We start from the raw sequence: 15991 nt of genomic DNA, 5'->3' as shown, positions 1-15991 counted from the left end.
TTAAAAAAAAATTTCAAATCCACAAATTTTTTGAAAAATCCGCAAAAAACTAAAAGTATATTAATGATATTAATCTAAAAATATAATATTATCATATCACTGAATGATAATTCATTATTTTAATACTCTATGTTACTAGTATTTATGGGCTTTTACAATACTAGATCGCTGATAACATAGACTTATACCCAGACAGAACTGATTAGAGGTTATATCATGCAAAGATCAAGAGGATTAAAAAGTAGATCAAGAAAAAAAATGACTAAAGTACAAAGACCGGGAAGAACTAACCCTATTACAAACAGGCTCCAAAAATTTAATGAAGGAGACTTAGTTCACATTACTATTAACCCAAGTATTCAAAAAGGTCAACCTGCTCCTAGATTCCACGGTAAAACCGGTAAAATCGTAGGACAAAAAGGTAAAGCTTACTTAGTTGCTTTAAAAGATGGAAACAAAGCAAAAGAATTAATTGTAAGACCTGACCACTTAAAATTACAAAACTGAGTTTTATGATTGGAAAAGAAGTTATTGAAACTGAACCTATTTCAGGTGCTAAAGTTAAAGAAGTTCTCGAAGAATTTTCAGAAGATAACGAACTGAATTATGAACAGAACATTACTTTAAACCATCTTGCAAGGTTTAAAAGATATTCCGTTGAAGATTCCGAAGAGATTATCGAAAAGCTTCAAAGTGAATTCAATTTAAGACCAAAAGTAGCAGTTCATATTGTAGATTTAGTTCCACAGGATTTAGCTGACTTAAGATTAATTTTTGCAAAAGAACCAGGTCAATTCAGCAAAGAAGACATGGAAAAAATTCTTGAACTTTTAGAACAATATGATATTATTGAATAGTTGCAAAACTATTCCTTTTTTTTACTTATTTTTAAACTCATTTAACCGCCTTTTTTTAGATATGTTTATTACATTTAAAAATAATAACTATAAATAATATTAATCTTAGGTCAAATTTTGGCCGATGAAAAACAATAGTGAAGTGATAACATGAATAATAATAACAAAAAAGAGAGAGCGCCAGCAGTGAAAAAAGAAGAAAATGCTGTAATACTTGATTATTTAAGTAGAGGATATGTTAAATCAGACATGTCCAAATTTGGTGGAAAAGCTATTGCTCAAGCTATTGGTACAGAACAATTCACTTTACTAGAATTAGCTCCAAAGACTGGTGTGGATTTGGAAATTCAAGATACTGTTTACATAGGAAAAGGCAAAAGAGATAAAATCTATAGGGTTTTAGGCAAACTGAATTTCGAAAATTTAACCGCAACCAGTAGAATCGAATTGGAATATGCAATTCGGGACATTGTAGAAGCAAACGAACAGAAATACGTTGATTTCTTTAATACTGCAGATTCATTAAGTACAAGACTTCACAGTTTAGAGTTAATTCCAGGAATTGGTAAAAAATACATGTGGGACATTATTAAAGCAAGAGAGGAAAAGCCTTTTGAAAGTTTTGAAGACATTACCAAAAGACTTCCAACATTAACCGATCCCGCAGGCATGATTGTTAACAGAGTTAAACAGGAATTGGATACCTCCACTGTCAGAAGAGGTAAAAATAAATATTACATATTCACTCAAGCTCCAAGAAAACCTAGAAGATAAAGTGATAATTTGACTAATGAGTCTTTATCTAAAACAACTAAAAACATTCTAAACAGATATGGGATAACGTTAAATAAAAATCTTGGTCAGAATTATTTAATCGACAGAAATAAAAGAGACCAGATAATCAATTTTGCAAATCTCACTAAAGATGATGTTGTATTAGAGATAGGAACTGGAATTGGAACTTTAACAATCGAACTTGCCAAAAAAGCTGGAAAAGTAATAGCTATCGAGCAAGACACAAAGATAGCCAACATACTGAGTGAAAGACTTAAAGAAGAAAAAATCGATAATGTAGAGCTAATAAACGATGATGCACTGAATGTTGATTTTCCAAAATTCAACAAAATCATCTCAAATCTACCTTATCAGATTTCATCACCAATCACATTTAAATTTTTAAATTACGATTTTGACCTGGCAGTCCTGATGTATCAAAAGGAATTTGCAAGCCGCATGAACGGCAAAGTTGGAAGCAAGGACTATTCAAGGCTGTCCGCCATGCTTTATTTTAAATGCGACGTTGAAACTTTAACAGACGTCAGTTCCGAAAGCTTCATTCCAAAGCCTAAAATTGACTCAACAGTCGTGAAGCTAACACCTAAAGAGAATAAAATCTCAAAGGATGAATTTAAAGTTTATTCGAATTATACAAAGGCTCTATTTCAGCATAGAAACAAAAAAATCAGAAATGCACTGATCGATTCAAGACATATCATCTGCAATCTGGATAAAAAAGAGATGAAAAACAAGATCAACTCCATTGAAAATGAGGAGATTGAAGAATATCTTAAAAAAAGGGTCATTGCAATCGAGCCTGAAGAGATACTGTTTTTATCAAAAGAGCTGAACCTAATTTTAAGTGAGTAGATACGATGAGCGAATTTGTTTTAAATACTGATGAAAACGTTTACATTCCAGCAGAAGACAGCTATTTACTTGCAGAAAATCTGGAAATAAAAGAAGGACAAAGCGTTTTGGAAATAGGAACAGGTTCCGGAATTGTTGCAATGTACGCTTCAAAACTGACAGACAAAATTACAGTTACAGACATTAACTTCGATGCCTGTGAGCTTGCGAGAAAAAACTTCGAGGCAAACGGAATTGAAAACATTGAAATATTGTTTGGAAACCTTTTCGAACCTGTGAAAAATAGAAAGTTTGATGTAATTTTATTTAATACTCCATATCTGCCTACCGAAGAAGACGAAGTTATTGATAGCAATTTAAATTATGCATTCGACGGTGGATTAAATGGTAGGAAAGTCATAGATTTATTTTTAAATGAAGTGTCAAATTATTTAAATGATGGTGGAATTGTCCAGGTGATACAGTCTTCATTTTCAGACAATGACATGACTCTTGAAATGTTGGATAAACTAGGTTTTATAGCTGAAATTAAAGCTAAAGAACATTTCTTTTTTGAAGATATCACATTAATTAATGCATATAAAATATAGAGGTGAAAATATGGACAGCGGAATGAAATCAATAATTATAGGAGTTGTATTTTTAATTATTGCTGTGATATTCCTTTTGATTACAACAAAATACGCATATTTAGGAATACTGCTTATTATTGTAGCAATTTTGATGATGATAACTGGATATATGAGAAAAAATAATTAAAAAAAAGGAGAATTAGAATTCTCCATCGAAAACAAGCTCTGCAGGACCTTCCATGAAGGCTCCGAGAGCATCCTCTTTTTCATAAACTGTAAAGTTTAAGTCACCGCCAGGCAGCTGAAGCAATACATTTTCTTCAAACAGGCCTAACTTGAAACCTGAAATGGCTGTGGATGTTGCACCGGTACCGCATGCCAATGTTACGCCGGCACCTCTTTCCCATGTAATCATTTTTCCTTCGTTTTTGGATATGACTTCAACGAAGTGCACATTAATCTTTTCAGGGAAAACTTCATGAGCCTCAATTGCAGGACCGTATTTGTTAATGTCAACTTCATCAACATTATCGACAAAGATTATTGCGTGAGGATTTCCGACACTGATTGCAGTTACATTGAAAGTGGTATCAAGAACTTCAAGCTCACCGTCGAGGAACTCTTCCTTATCTGAAGTCATTGGAATTTTAGGAGTTTTAAAGGTGGATAAACCCATGTCCACTTTGAACAGTACAGGTTCATCATCTTCCAATGTGATTTCAATTGTTTTGATTCCTGCTCTGGTTTCAACGGTCATTTTTTCCTGTTTTAAAATGCCTTTTCTGTATACGAAATCTCCAAAGCATCTTATACCGTTTCCGCACATTTCAGCTTCGCTTCCGTCAGGATTGAACATTCTGTATCCAATGTCAGCTACTTCAGATGGCTCTACAAACAGTACTCCATCTCCGCCTACACCGAAATTTCTGTGACATAGTATTCTGCATGCTTCTGGTTTGTCTGCTTCGGGAATGACTTCTCCTTTGCTTTCATCGATTATTGGAAAGTCATTACCTATTCCGTGCATTTTTGAAAATTTCAGTCCTTTTAAATCTACCATGCTATCAACTTATTTTAAATGTGGTGGAATGCTTTGTTTTGCATATAAGTCTTCAAAGGTTTCTCTTTCACGTACTACATTGCATTTGCCGTCAGTGACCAGTATTTCAGAACATAATGGTCTTGAATTGTAGTTGGATGACATTGTAAATCCGTATGCACCTGCATTCATTATACCCAATACATCTCCTTCTTCAACGTCAGGCATCGGCCTGTCACGTGCGAATAAATCTCCGGATTCACATACGTTACCTGCAATGTCCACTTCCTGAGTATTTGGAGCGTCCATTTTGCTTGCATCTACAATGTGGTGGTATGAATCATACATTGCCGGTCTTAAGAGTGTGTGGAAACCAGCGTCTACACCTATGAATTTTCTGTAGCTTTGTTTTACACTGTTTACAGTTACTAAAAGGACAGCTGCATCTCCAACCAGGTATCTTCCAGGTTCAAGATACATTGTTGGGTTGCCCATATCATATGCTTCAAGTTTTTCTTTGAAAAGTCCCACATTGACTTCTGCAAACTTGTCCAAGTCAACAATGTTTTCTTCAGGAGTGTATGGAATTCCTACACCTCCACCGAAATCAACGAATTCAAAGTCGATTCCAGCTTCCTGGTGAACTTTACCTGCAATGTCCATTGTGGATTCGATTGCGAGTTTAAATGGTTCAGGGTCCAGGATTCCGGATCCGATGTGTGAGTGCATACCGACAGGATTAAATCCTAATTCTTTAGCCATGGTATAAACTTCAACAGCTTCATTGTCCATTATACCAAATTTACTCATTACTCCACCAGTGATACAGTGGTCATGGTGTCCTGCACCAACCATCGGGTTTACTCTGAAAGATATTTTTAGCCCTTCAGGGTCAACCATTTTAGCTAATCTGTTAAGTGCTGATACGGAATCGATGTTTAAAACAGCACCTTCATCGTGAACGAATTTTAACTCGTCATTGGTAATGTTGTTACCTGTGAATAATATTCTGTCACCTGAAAATCCGAGCATTTTTGCAATGTGAACTTCTCCAGGGGAAACTGCATCAATGCAGCATCCTTCGCTTTCCAATATTTTCATTACGGCAATGTTGGTATTTGCTTTACATGCGTAAAACACTTTAAAATCAGAATAGTATTTTGAAAAAGCAGAGTAAAATCTGTTATAGTTATCTCTTATCCTATTCTCGTCAATTACATAGGTTGGAGTTCCGAATTCTTCTGCGATGTCTAATGCATCGGCACCGCCTATATCTAAATGGTTTTTATCGTTTACTTTAATATTTAAATCCATAATAAAACTCCTAAAAAGTTACATTATGTATAAAAATATTTAGTTTAAGCTATTTAAAACTAATGAAGGAAAGGATTTTGCCGATAGAAGTTTAAATTAAAAGAACATAATGTAAAATAATGTTTACAAAACTTATTAAGGGAATATCAAAAATTACAGACTATAACATAATATGCGTCCCGCTGCTTTTGATAATATGCACAGCCGTATCTTCGGATACCTCCGAATTCATAGTTTTGGCGGCAGTATCTGTGTTAACTGCATTAGTTATTCCTAAAATAAGCAACTTTTTACTTGAAAAGCAGGAAAAATATACATTTAACGTTTGCTCAGTATCAAATGCAATTTCATATTTCATCGGATTTATAATACTCTTATTCTTAAATATTGACCTGTTTATGGAATTGCTTTTCCTTGCATACTCACTCAACTCAGTCATACTGCTGATATTGCTTAAGCGCAATGTAAACGTGAGTGTCAATGCATTCTATTTATGCGGACTGATAGCCGGATTGATCTTGAGTTTCGGGCAGTATTCATGGCCTGCATGCATATTATATTCCGCATCCCTATGGCCAAACATATATCTGAAAAAATATTTACCATATGAAGAAATTAACAGCGGAATAGTCAGTTTCATCACTGTTCCTGTAATTATGTACATCCTGGCGCCTTACGGTCATGTTTATGAAATCATATGGATTACGGCCTCATTCATCATATTTCCGATAATATACGAACTGGCCGAGTATTACCAAATAGAACTGGACGGACATAGAAGCGAACTGATTTTTGCATTAATTTTCTTTATATTTGCATATATTGCATTCCCTTCAATATTTTTCATAACTACCGTCTTTTTAACATCACTGGCAATAGGGGTATTTAGGGGAATGACATACTAAAAATTCTTATCCTATTTCATTTAAAATAACAATATGAAAGCATATGGACTTACCGTTAGAGGAATAATCAAAAATAATGATAAAATCCTAATCGTCAAAAGACATCCGAAAAGCAGAACCGACCCTGAAATGTGGGAATTGCCCGGAGGCAAGGTTGAAAAGGGAGAATTTTTCGCAGATGCGCTTGTACGTGAAATCAAGGAGGAAACAAATCTTGACGTTAAAGTTGGTGACTTTTGCGATGCAGTTCAAAACGACTACATGCACAAGCGTACCGTGCAGATTATGATGTATTTTGATGAGGTTGAAGGTGAAGTTAAAATCAGTGATGAGCACACAGAGTGGATGTGGGCAAGTCTGGATGAAATCAGAACATTAGAGATTTCAACATCACTTAAAAAATTATTAGAAAAAAGAAATTGGGAAATCTAGTCGATGAAGGTTCGATTAACCAATTTCAATTCGCCTTTTTTGCAGCTTGGACATTTAGAAGATTCTCCCAATACGCTGAGTTCTCCCCCGCAATGAGGGCATAACGCATAAGTGTCATCAAGAAATACTGTCAGTTCATTGGTATGGTCTTCCAAAATCTCTTTTATTAAAGACTCATCCAAATCTGCATTGTTTTCAAAAATTACAAATTTGTTGATTTGCTTTGAACAGTCCTTACAGTAATAACCGTAGTATTTACCGCTTAAATCCAGCATCTTGTCTGAAAAGTCATTTAATTTCGGATCGTCTATGCAGAAGTTTCCTTCACTGTCAAGCGCAAATGATTTTTTCATTTTCAAATCAAGATTTTTGCCGCATTCTATGCAGTTTTGGAATTTGGCGTCGAAATCGATGATTTTAACATTTTTGTCAAGTTTCTCAAGAAGGAAAATAATTTCCTCATTGCGAATAGCTTCTTCTTTAGAGGTTATATGGAAGTTATAGATAACTTCCCCGCAGTTATAACAGTAATATTTATAGATTCCTCCAGAAACCAGAGCTTTGGAAGCTTCAGAAGATGCTTTAACGGTTAAAATATCCACATGAACATTTCTGTCAAAATCTATCCAGAAGATATTTGAAGAATCCTCCAATTTAAATCCGCATTCGCTGCATGAATATTCATTATGGACACCCATTAAATCACCTATAATATTTCGTCTAAAGCTTTAACAAATTCATCGATGTCTTCTTTGGTAATTATCAGTGGTGGAACAAATCTTAATACATTACCTGCAGTGCAGTTAATTAAAAATCCTGCTTCTCTGAGTTTATCAACGTATTCTGCTCCAGGTTTGGTCAGTTCCAAACCGACCATTAGACCTTTACCTCTTACATCAGCAATGATTTCTTTGTCTAATTTTTTCAACTCTTCAATGAAGTATTCGCCGACTTCATTAACATTGTCAAGGATGTTTTCTTCATCGAAAGTGTCCAGTACTGCATTTGCAGCTGCACAGACTAAAGGTCCTCCACCAAATGTGGTTCCGTGATCTCCCGGTACAAATGCGCTTGCTACTTTTTCGGTTGCAAGGATTCCTCCCATTGGGACTCCTCCACCTATTCCTTTAGCCATGGTCATTATGTCAGGTTTAACGTCAAAAAGTTCATGGGCGAATAATGTTCCGCATCTTCCAAATCCGGTTTGTACTTCATCCACAATGAAAACAATATCCTTTTCATGGCAGATTTCTTCGATTTGTTTTAAGTAATCTTTGTCAGGGACGTTTACTCCGCCTTCCCCTTGGATAGGTTCAACAATAATAGCTGCAGTATTTTCAGTGATTGCCTCTTTGATTGCATCGATGTCATTGTATGGTACGTTGATGAATCCTTTTGGCATTACTGCCTTGAATGGTTCATGATATTCTTCATGACCTGTTGCAGCGAGAGTCATTATTGTTCTTCCGTGGAATGAATCTACGGTTGATATGATTTCGCTTTTTCCAGTGTATTTGACAGCTAACTTGATAGCTCCTTCGTTTGCTTCAGCTCCACTGTTTGCATAAAATATTCTGTCAAAGCTGGTTTTGTCAATTAATTTTTTAGCGTAAATTAAAGCAGGTTCGTTGTAGTAAATGCTTGAAATGTGAATGAGCTTTTCTGCCTGGTCCTGAATAGCTTTAACCAATGCAGGATGATTGTGACCTAAAGCATTAACTGCAATACCTGCAAACATGTCAATATATTCATTTCCATCAATATCAGTTACTTTAACACCATCACCGTGGTCCAATACGACAGGCTGTCTTGTGAAAGTGTTAATGAAATAATCATCTTCAATCTTAATTAAATCCTGAGTATTCATTTTATCCTCCATTAACTATTTATTCAATAATACTTATAGTAATAGTATTATATAAAAATAGGTGATAAAATGAAAGTCGCAACTATTGAAACTGATAAAGGGAACATTGTTTTAGAACTCTTCCCGAATGAAGCACCTGGAACTGTAGCTAACTTTGAAAAATTAATCAAAGAAGGTTTCTATGACGGATTAACCTTCCACAGAGTTATTCCTAACTTTGTAATTCAGGGAGGCTGTCCTAGAGGAGACGGTACTGGCGGACCAGGTTACACAATCAAATGTGAAACCGAAGGAAACCCACACAGACACGGTACTGGTGCTCTATCCATGGCACACGCAGGTAAAGACACCGGTGGAAGCCAATTCTTTATTACTCACTCACCACAACCACACTTAGACGGAGTACACACTGTATTCGGTCAAGTTATTGAAGGTCAAGATGTTGTTAATGCAATCCGTCAAGGAGACAAAATGAACAGAGTGACCGTTGAAGAAAGATAATTCTTATCTTTCACTTTTCTTTTTTTTAAATAAATTAATTTAAACTTATTACGTGCTGAAAATAGAAAAAATTGTACGGGCATGTAATTGCTCCCATTTAAACTGCTAATTTTAAATATATTAATTTGATTATATTTAACTAAACCTCACTGGATTTAATACCTACAAATGAAGCAAATACAGATGCTATACATAATATCACACAAATCAGACAGGTTATTTGACAGCTAGTAATCAATAGAGGATAGTATTGCTCAATCATAGGCACATTGCCCATCACAAATGCAAATACCAGTGTCAATATTCCCATACTCATTGCCTGACCGACAGTACGCATTGTTGCAACTGCCGCTGATGCCACCGATGTGTCTTTAGGAGGAACAGAACCCATAATGACATTTGTATTCGGCGGTGAGAAAAGTCCAAAACCAATACCGTAGATTATCATTGCAACAAAGAGAAATTCCATTGAAGTTGTGCTGCTCAGTGATGAGAATAAAAATAGTGAAATTGTACCTAATGCCATTCCAATAGCTGCAAGAATTTGCGGAACAAACTTATCAGAAAGTCTTCCTGCAATTGGAGCGAGAACAACCTGGCACAACGGTGCTGCAAGCAATATCATTCCTGCAGTCTGTGAATCAAGGCCTTTAATGTATTGCAGATGATAATTTAAAATTGTTGTAACAGCATATGTCGCCAGATATGCGCATAGTGATGCAAAATTTGCTGAGAGGAATTTATGATTTTTGAAAAATTTTATGTCAAATACAGGATTTTTCTCTCTCAGTTCTATTAAAGCAAAACCGATTAAAATAATGATTCCCAAAACAGTCAATGCAATTCCCATTGCAGTATTCAGTATTGTAAAGCCGTACATGAAAAGTACCATTCCAATACCGTATGTGAGTGACCCTTTAATATCCAGAGGAATGTTTTCAAATGAGCTCCACTCTTCATCTATTTTTGTTAAAAGCAGGGCCAGAATTGCAAACAAGAACGGTACGCCAAATAGCACTACTGATCTCCATCCCAGATTATAGTCTAAAATTCCACCAAGAACGGGAGACAGTGACAGGCCTACATAAACTCCTGTAATGTTTATCCCCAATGCTTTTCCACGTTCCTCAGGAGGAAATACGGAAACAATCATTGCCATTGAAGTAACGTTAATAAAAGCCAGAGAAATTCCCAGAACAAATCTGCATACGAGGAACTGTTCCTGTGATGTGACAAGAACATTGACAATTGAAATTATAATAAATAAGATTATACTTAAAATTGTAACTTTTTTAAGGCCGTATTTTCCTGAAATTTGACCTGCAGGAACGGACAGTACAGCCACAACCAGCAAAAAGATAATAGTAACCCAGTTTTGAATAATATTACTCATTCCATATTCCGCTGCAATGGACGGAATAACAATTGTAACCGCATTAACGGCAAACACCGTAAAAAATGACAATATTGTACAAATAATTAATATTAAATTTTTGCTCTCCATCAAGGAAATATATGGTAATTATAGAATATAAACTCTTATATGCAGTTGTTAACATTAACATCCGCATTTAGCTACTTAAAATATGCTTTTTCAAACAGTTTCATATATATCCCTACTGAAAATTAAATTCAAATTCAAAAAAAACCGGCCGTTAATGTAAAATTCAATTAATTAAAATAACTGTAGAAGGACGGCTATTGAAAATATTAACCCTATCTTTAAGTATTCCACAGGTTCGATAATGATGAAAAAATAATCTTAAAAGCATAAATGAAACTACTTCAATTTTGCCATCAAACCGGATTTGCGGGCATAATGAAACATATAGAGCTGAACATAGCCTGCATAATCTCCAAACTCTTCCATACCAAATTCCCTTACCTTTGAAACGCTTATATCCTTTCCGTCAAAGTAAAGGTATGAAACTATTCTTTTAATCCATACATCGCTTGGGAAGGCCTCTTTGAAGTTAAATCCATACAATAAAATGCAGTCCGCCACTTTTGGCCCTACACCCGGAACCTTCAAAATAGTTTCAAATGCTTCCTCATAAGACATTTTTGAAATGTCCTGAAGGTCCATTTCATCTGTAAAAAGCTCGCTTGCCTTTCTCATATATGGTGCTCTATATCCGACACCGCAATTTTTAAGATTATTGGTACATCTTTCAATATCTGAAATGCCTGACAAATCAAATTCCTCTTCCTCATCCAGGTAGATGTTTAATAAATCGCAGCTTTTAGGAAAAGTATAGTAGTCACCATATTGATTTCCCCAGTTATGCTTAATGTCGGATATTGACTTTGTCCATCTTTTTATGGAATTGTTTGCAGAACATATTGATGATATAACGCATTCAAAAGGATCAGGTGCCAAAAACAGTCTTAATCCATTGCAGAATTTTGACATTTCCACCAGCTCGGCATGATTTTCAAGATATTTATAAAACCTATCCAAATCAAAATCCAAATCAAAGATGTAGCTTAATTTTGAAACGGCTTGGCTTTGAGAGACATCCCCGTCAAAATCAAAATCCAAAAATTCACCGAATTGCTTTACATTAAAAATAACCTGATTTCCATTAACATTAACAACATTAGAAAAAGTACCGTTGATTTCAGCCCATGGAGGCTGAGAAGTCTGGCCGGACAATTGGGTCAGTTCCAAATCAATAGGTTTTTTGATAATCATAAGCGGACAGCCACATTATTTTCTTTCAGATATTCCTTTACAGTGCCTATTGAATATTGGTTAAAATGAAATATGCTTGCTGCAAGAGCCGCTGAAACATCTGTTTTTTCAAAAACTTCAAGAATATGTTTTGGCTCGCCGACACCGCCACTGGCTATTACAGGAATGTCCACCGCATCATTGATTGTCTTATTCAATTCAATATCATATCCGTTCTGGGTTCCGTCCCCGTCCATACTGGTCAAGAGAATTTCACCGGCTCCACGTTCCTGACATTCCACTGCCCATTGGATTGCATCAATGCCTGTAAATTCACGTCCTCCGTAAATACTTGTATCAAACCAGCAGTAACCCTTTTCAGTTTCAATGACAGTTTTATCCGGAGCGTCATCCGGGTGGTCGACATATCTTCTTTTAGCATCAATTCCGATAACGACAGCCTGAGATCCCACAACTTTTGAAGCTTCTGTCAATAGCTCAGGATTTTTAATGGCGGCAGTGTTTGTTGAGCATTTATCCGCCCCTGCCTTAAGCATTTTTATATAATCGTCAACTTTCCTTATTCCTCCGCCTACGCAGATTGGCATGAACACGTTTTCGGTTAACCTGTCAATGACGTCCGCCATTGTAGCTCTTCTTTCATGAGATGCGGTTATGTCGAGGACAACCACTTCATCGGCCCCTTCCTCATAGTAGCGTGTTGCAAGGTCAACAGGATTTCCTGCATATTTAATTTCCTTGAATTCAACTCCTTTAACTACTCTGCCTTCCGGAACCTGTAAATCACAATCTAGACAAGGAATAATTCTTTTAGTTAACATAGTATCAAATAAATAAAAAAAGAGTATTGTTTTTTAAAAACAATAATATTAAGCTGAGTATCTTAAAACGAAACAGAATATTGCTAAAATTACAGTAGCAACAAGTACGTGCTCAGGGGAAAGTTTTGGACCTAAACTTTCTTCATCAAAGTATCTTACTAAACCTGCACCAGTTTGAGGCATAGAAATCTTATTATCTTTTTTTGCCATAATAATCTCCCATTAAATTAATTTATAAAAATAACTGAATATAATTATTTTCTTCATCATATATAAACTTTAAATTTTTTCCTTTTTGATAACTTTAATATCACTAATTCTTGTATCAGGATACTGTCCGTTCTCATCCTTTTCAACAGCCTTTACCATATCCCATACGGTTAAAAGCGCTACGCTGATACCGGTTATAGCTTCCATTTCAACACCTGTTTTACCCAATGTATTTACTGCACAGGTAGCTATGATTTCATCAGCTTTCACTTCAAAATCAAGTTCGATTCCTGTTAAAGCTAAAGGATGGCAGAGAGGAATAATTGAAGAGGTATTTTTTACGGCCTGAATTCCTGCAATTTGAGCTGTTGTCAATACATTACCTTTTTTGATTTCCTCGTTTTGTATTAACTCTATGGTATGCTTATCCAGAAATATGCTTCCCTGGGCAATAGCTCTTCTTTTCTGATCGGGTTTTGCCCCAACTTCAACCATGTGTACTCCACTGTCAGTTAAATGTGTAAATTCATCTGCCATAATATCATTTCTCACTTACTTCCAATACGTCCAATTGTTCGCAAATTGCATTGACTCCCAATATTTCGGATACGTTAGGTTTGCTTCTTCCTTCATCTCCGGAAATCAGTTCCTTAATGTAAAGGCCTCCTTCGGTTTTGATATGCATGCTGAATGTCTTGTCGTCTATTATTTCATATGACAAGTCAAGAACATGCTTTACTCTTACCATATCCGCACGCCTTCTAAGTACCCTCAAAGGAGTTTGCTGGTTAATTTCATTTAATTTCTTAAGTTCTTCGAGTTTGGCTTCGTCAAATGCCTCATCACATTTTACGATTGCATGATAAACTTTATATGCATCAGGAGATGACTGCTTTATTTCGGCTTTTCTTGGCCTTTCACATGGATGCAGGTTATGATAGGAGGTTTTTCCTTCATTCATCCTGTTAATGTCATCTTCAAGTTGCCTGTAGTCAAGTTTTCTGATTCTAGGTTCTTTGATTTCAAGAACGAATTGTCTTCCGGAACCTAACATCAGCACGTCAATGTCTTCACGGCCTGCACCGTGGAATTTGGCTTCCCGTCCTTTGGTTAACTTTAATACATGCTCGGATATTAACTCCTCGACGGATTCAGGGTATTGTTTTCCTGTGAAATTGCACTCTTCACAGCCTCTTCCCTTACATTTTGTGCACGGCCATTTGGTTTGGGGAATTCCCCTTTTCAGCTTATTGTATTTTCCTTCAATATAAAGCGGGTTTATTTGGATTTTAACTTTAGGCTCTTTTCTTAAATCCACATTAAAAACAATGTCTTGTCTTTCAAATTCCGCTTCCTTACCGTAGATTTCCCATATTCCAAGTCCTATTAATCTGTTGACTTCCTTTTTTATGGTTTCTACAGTCAAATCGAATTTTTCACTGAATTCATCGTCCCTGTCCCTGATGTCCTTTTCGATTTGACATCCTACAAGAAATGTGTCGAATTCAATGCCCAGCTGATTTATCTTATCATCAATCTTTTTGTATAAATCATCATCAAGCTTATCAAATAAATTATCACAAATCACGCATTCTGCATCATCCAAATCAATGCCCAGTTCCTGACATACCTTGTCGGCCCGTTCAATATTGTTGGACCCCTCGACTGTTTTGGATAGTTTACGTCCAAGACAGTGCTTGCAGATTTTATAGTCGGCTTCTTCCAAAATTTTACTTGCTAAGTCTAACATATTATCTATTCATGAATTGTCCCATCATACGGTTCATTGCACCGCCGCCTAAACGGCCACCACGTTTTCCAATTCCTTTCATGGTCTTTTTGGTGTTGTTGTAGTATTTTAAAAGCTCTTTTACTTCGCTTTCCTGTACACCTGACCCTCTTGCAATCCTTTGAATACGTGACTGTTTAATGATTTTAGGATTCAGCATTTCCTCTTCGGTCATTGAAGACATCATGACCTTATATGAGTCAATTTTATCCTCGGTCATTTTGGATGCCTCTTTTGTAATCTTGTTTCCCATACCCGGAATCATGTTCAGGACCTGCTGCATCGGTCCCATGCTGTTCATCATTTCAAACTGGTTTTTCATGTCCATCAATGTGAATTTACCAGTCAGCATGTTGTTCATGGTTTTTTCAGCCACATCCTCATCAATGTTTTCTTCGGCCTTTTCTATAAGGGACTTGATGTCTCCCATTCCAAGCAGTCTTGAAATAAATCTTTCAGGGTCAAAGAGTTCGAAATCATCTACCCGTTCACCTGTACCGATGAACTTGATTGGAGCGCCTGTTTCTGCAACTGCGGACATTGCACCCCCACCTTTTGCGGAACCGTCCAATTTTGTAATAATTATTGAACCGATGTCGGTAGCCTGTGAAAATGCCTTTGCCTGTTCACCTGCCTGCTGACCGATTGTACCGTCGATAACCAGGATAGCTTCATTAGGATTGATTATGTTGTCCAGTTCATCCATTTCAGCAATCAGGTCCTCTTCCTGTTTGTGCCTACCGGCTGTATCGAAAATAATGACTTTTCTGTTTTTAAATTCCTGCAGACCTTTTTGGGCCAGGTCAAGTGCGTCCTTATTGTCTGGATCCCCATACAGAGGAATGTCCATTTCTTCAGTCAGCTGCCTTAACTGCTCGTAAGCGGCCGGCCTCCATGTGTCTGTACATACAACAGCAGGATTGAAACCTTTTTTCTGCAGGTATCTGCATAATTTACCGATGGTGGTTGTTTTACCACTACCTTGAAGACCTAAAAAGAGGATTTTGTATGGTCTGTCGTTAATGTCGAGGCTTACTGCTTCACTTCCCAGCAGGTTTACCATTTCTTCATAGATAATAGTTATTACATGTTCTCTTGGAGTGATACCTTTAGGAGGTTTTTCTTCAAGAGCTCTTGATTCGATTGTTTTTGATAATTCCAATACTAACTTAATATTAACGTCTGATTGAATTAATGCACGTTGTATATCTTTTACAACTTCCTTAATTGTTTTTTTATCAATTACAGACATTCCTACTAATTTTTTCATAGTATTAGTAAGATTTTCTCCTAAATTTCCGAGCATAATAATCACTTTATTAGAAAAATTATTTAATTATAT

The 15991-nt window shown here is 36.0% G+C and carries 20 protein-coding genes; 9 read left to right on the top strand and 11 right to left on the bottom strand.

Annotation, left to right across the window (positions count from 1 at the left end; all coding sequences use genetic code 11):
* The first annotated feature begins 216 nt into the window (after positions 1–216).
* The 6 genes from E7Z81_RS01205 to E7Z81_RS01180 all read left to right on the top strand — a co-directional run bounded on the left by E7Z81_RS01205 (position 217) and on the right by E7Z81_RS01180 (position 3263).
* A complete protein-coding gene (locus E7Z81_RS01205; RefSeq protein WP_292743101.1) occupies positions 217–507 on the top strand; it encodes a 50S ribosomal protein L21e in 291 nt (96 codons plus the stop codon).
* A gap of 5 nt (positions 508–512) precedes the next feature.
* Positions 513–857: an RNA polymerase Rpb4 family protein gene (locus tag E7Z81_RS01200; protein ID WP_292743099.1), complete on the top strand. Its 345-nt coding sequence runs from the start codon at positions 513–515 to the stop codon at positions 855–857.
* Positions 858–1007: 150 nt separating this feature from the next.
* Positions 1008–1631, top strand: coding sequence for a DUF655 domain-containing protein (locus E7Z81_RS01195; RefSeq protein WP_292743097.1), 624 nt, complete (start codon positions 1008–1010; stop codon positions 1629–1631).
* Positions 1632–1640: 9 nt separating this feature from the next.
* Positions 1641–2504 carry a 16S rRNA (adenine(1518)-N(6)/adenine(1519)-N(6))-dimethyltransferase RsmA gene (rsmA, locus tag E7Z81_RS01190; protein ID WP_292743095.1) on the top strand — a complete coding sequence of 288 codons (864 nt, stop codon included), beginning with the start codon at positions 1641–1643 and terminating at the stop codon, positions 2502–2504.
* Between the two features lie 5 nt (positions 2505–2509).
* Positions 2510–3094: a HemK2/MTQ2 family protein methyltransferase gene (locus E7Z81_RS01185; RefSeq protein ID WP_292743093.1), complete on the top strand. Its 585-nt coding sequence runs from the start codon at positions 2510–2512 to the stop codon at positions 3092–3094.
* Positions 3095–3104: 10 nt separating this feature from the next.
* Positions 3105–3263, top strand: a complete 159-nt coding sequence (locus E7Z81_RS01180; RefSeq protein WP_292743091.1) for a hypothetical protein — start codon at positions 3105–3107, stop codon at positions 3261–3263.
* Between the two features lie 12 nt (positions 3264–3275).
* Here E7Z81_RS01180 and dapF read toward each other — a convergent pair whose 3' ends face one another.
* Positions 3276–4136: a diaminopimelate epimerase gene (gene dapF, locus E7Z81_RS01175; protein ID WP_292743089.1), complete on the bottom strand. Its 861-nt coding sequence runs from the start codon at positions 4134–4136 to the stop codon at positions 3276–3278.
* Between the two features lie 9 nt (positions 4137–4145).
* Positions 4146–5429 carry a diaminopimelate decarboxylase gene (lysA, locus tag E7Z81_RS01170; protein WP_292743087.1) on the bottom strand — a complete coding sequence of 428 codons (1284 nt, stop codon included), beginning with the start codon at positions 5427–5429 and terminating at the stop codon, positions 4146–4148.
* Between the two features lie 119 nt (positions 5430–5548).
* On the opposite strand from lysA, the gene E7Z81_RS01165 reads away from it, so the two are divergent.
* A complete protein-coding gene (locus E7Z81_RS01165) occupies positions 5549–6334 on the top strand; it encodes a hypothetical protein (protein WP_292743085.1) in 786 nt (261 codons plus the stop codon).
* 33 nt (positions 6335–6367) lie between these two features.
* A complete protein-coding gene (locus tag E7Z81_RS01160; protein ID WP_292743083.1) occupies positions 6368–6766 on the top strand; it encodes an NUDIX domain-containing protein in 399 nt (132 codons plus the stop codon).
* Here the strand turns inward: E7Z81_RS01160 and E7Z81_RS01155 are convergent.
* Together E7Z81_RS01155 and E7Z81_RS01150 are read right to left on the bottom strand one after the other, a co-directional pair.
* On the bottom strand, positions 6763–7464 hold the full coding sequence (locus E7Z81_RS01155) for a hypothetical protein (RefSeq protein ID WP_292743081.1): 702 nt from the start codon (positions 7462–7464) through the stop codon (positions 6763–6765). The genes E7Z81_RS01160 and E7Z81_RS01155 overlap by 4 nt on opposite strands.
* An 8-nt stretch (positions 7465–7472) precedes the next feature.
* Positions 7473–8633 (bottom strand): acetylornithine transaminase, encoded by a 1161-nt coding sequence (locus E7Z81_RS01150; RefSeq protein WP_292743079.1) that lies wholly within the window; start codon positions 8631–8633, stop codon positions 7473–7475.
* 69 nt (positions 8634–8702) lie between these two features.
* Here E7Z81_RS01150 and E7Z81_RS01145 point away from each other — a divergent pair, with 69 nt between their 5' ends.
* Complete coding sequence (locus tag E7Z81_RS01145) at positions 8703–9134, top strand: peptidylprolyl isomerase (RefSeq protein WP_292743077.1); 432 nt, start codon at positions 8703–8705, stop codon at positions 9132–9134.
* A 139-nt stretch (positions 9135–9273) separates the two neighbouring features.
* Here E7Z81_RS01145 and E7Z81_RS01140 read toward each other — a convergent pair whose 3' ends face one another.
* The 7 genes from E7Z81_RS01140 to E7Z81_RS01110 form a co-directional block, all read right to left on the bottom strand.
* Positions 9274–10638 carry an MFS transporter gene (locus tag E7Z81_RS01140; protein ID WP_292743075.1) on the bottom strand — a complete coding sequence of 455 codons (1365 nt, stop codon included), beginning with the start codon at positions 10636–10638 and terminating at the stop codon, positions 9274–9276.
* Positions 10639–10914: 276 nt separating this feature from the next.
* Positions 10915–11829, bottom strand: coding sequence for a DNA glycosylase (locus E7Z81_RS01135; RefSeq protein WP_292743073.1), 915 nt, complete (start codon positions 11827–11829; stop codon positions 10915–10917).
* Positions 11826–12650: an imidazole glycerol phosphate synthase subunit HisF gene (gene hisF, locus E7Z81_RS01130; protein ID WP_292743071.1), complete on the bottom strand. Its 825-nt coding sequence runs from the start codon at positions 12648–12650 to the stop codon at positions 11826–11828. Before hisF ends, E7Z81_RS01135 begins: the two co-directional genes overlap by 4 nt.
* A 48-nt stretch (positions 12651–12698) precedes the next feature.
* Positions 12699–12860, bottom strand: a complete 162-nt coding sequence (locus E7Z81_RS01125) for a preprotein translocase subunit Sec61beta (protein ID WP_292743069.1) — start codon at positions 12858–12860, stop codon at positions 12699–12701.
* Between the two features lie 69 nt (positions 12861–12929).
* A complete protein-coding gene (moaC, locus tag E7Z81_RS01120) occupies positions 12930–13397 on the bottom strand; it encodes a cyclic pyranopterin monophosphate synthase MoaC (RefSeq protein ID WP_292743067.1) in 468 nt (155 codons plus the stop codon).
* A 4-nt stretch (positions 13398–13401) separates the two neighbouring features.
* Positions 13402–14619, bottom strand: coding sequence for a tRNA pseudouridine(54/55) synthase Pus10 (locus tag E7Z81_RS01115; RefSeq protein ID WP_292743281.1), 1218 nt, complete (start codon positions 14617–14619; stop codon positions 13402–13404).
* Positions 14612–15961 carry a signal recognition particle protein Srp54 gene (locus E7Z81_RS01110; RefSeq protein ID WP_292743279.1) on the bottom strand — a complete coding sequence of 450 codons (1350 nt, stop codon included), beginning with the start codon at positions 15959–15961 and terminating at the stop codon, positions 14612–14614. The genes E7Z81_RS01115 and E7Z81_RS01110 overlap by 8 nt, the downstream gene beginning before the upstream one ends.
* Positions 15962–15991: the final 30 nt, after the last annotated feature.

Source organism: Methanobrevibacter sp. (genome assembly GCF_015062935.1).
In the GTDB taxonomy this organism is placed as follows: domain Archaea; phylum Methanobacteriota; class Methanobacteria; order Methanobacteriales; family Methanobacteriaceae; genus Methanocatella.
Note: the sequence above shows the minus strand (reverse complement) of the source record. Positions and strands in the feature narration are given on the sequence as shown.

Bases quoted from the DNA above. Each gene is read 5' to 3' on its own strand.
- E7Z81_RS01165 (WP_292743085.1), top strand. From the start codon at position 5,549: ATGTTTACAAAACTTATTAAGGGAATATCAAAAATTACAGACTATAAC.
- hisF (WP_292743071.1), bottom strand. From the start codon at position 12,650: ATGTTAACTAAAAGAATTATTCCTTGTCTAGATTGTGATTTACAGGTT.
- E7Z81_RS01145 (WP_292743077.1), top strand. From the start codon at position 8,703: ATGAAAGTCGCAACTATTGAAACTGATAAAGGGAACATTGTTTTAGAA.
- E7Z81_RS01140 (WP_292743075.1), bottom strand. From the start codon at position 10,638: ATGGAGAGCAAAAATTTAATATTAATTATTTGTACAATATTGTCATTT.
- E7Z81_RS01185 (WP_292743093.1), top strand. From the start codon at position 2,510: ATGAGCGAATTTGTTTTAAATACTGATGAAAACGTTTACATTCCAGCA.
- E7Z81_RS01125 (WP_292743069.1), bottom strand. From the start codon at position 12,860: ATGGCAAAAAAAGATAATAAGATTTCTATGCCTCAAACTGGTGCAGGT.
- E7Z81_RS01205 (WP_292743101.1), top strand. From the start codon at position 217: ATGCAAAGATCAAGAGGATTAAAAAGTAGATCAAGAAAAAAAATGACT.
- E7Z81_RS01150 (WP_292743079.1), bottom strand. From the start codon at position 8,633: ATGAATACTCAGGATTTAATTAAGATTGAAGATGATTATTTCATTAAC.
- E7Z81_RS01155 (WP_292743081.1), bottom strand. From the start codon at position 7,464: ATGGGTGTCCATAATGAATATTCATGCAGCGAATGCGGATTTAAATTG.
- E7Z81_RS01180 (WP_292743091.1), top strand. From the start codon at position 3,105: ATGGACAGCGGAATGAAATCAATAATTATAGGAGTTGTATTTTTAATT.
- lysA (WP_292743087.1), bottom strand. From the start codon at position 5,429: ATGGATTTAAATATTAAAGTAAACGATAAAAACCATTTAGATATAGGC.
- E7Z81_RS01200 (WP_292743099.1), top strand. From the start codon at position 513: ATGATTGGAAAAGAAGTTATTGAAACTGAACCTATTTCAGGTGCTAAA.
- E7Z81_RS01195 (WP_292743097.1), top strand. From the start codon at position 1,008: ATGAATAATAATAACAAAAAAGAGAGAGCGCCAGCAGTGAAAAAAGAA.
- E7Z81_RS01160 (WP_292743083.1), top strand. From the start codon at position 6,368: ATGAAAGCATATGGACTTACCGTTAGAGGAATAATCAAAAATAATGAT.
- moaC (WP_292743067.1), bottom strand. From the start codon at position 13,397: ATGGCAGATGAATTTACACATTTAACTGACAGTGGAGTACACATGGTT.
- E7Z81_RS01135 (WP_292743073.1), bottom strand. From the start codon at position 11,829: ATGATTATCAAAAAACCTATTGATTTGGAACTGACCCAATTGTCCGGC.
- dapF (WP_292743089.1), bottom strand. From the start codon at position 4,136: ATGGTAGATTTAAAAGGACTGAAATTTTCAAAAATGCACGGAATAGGT.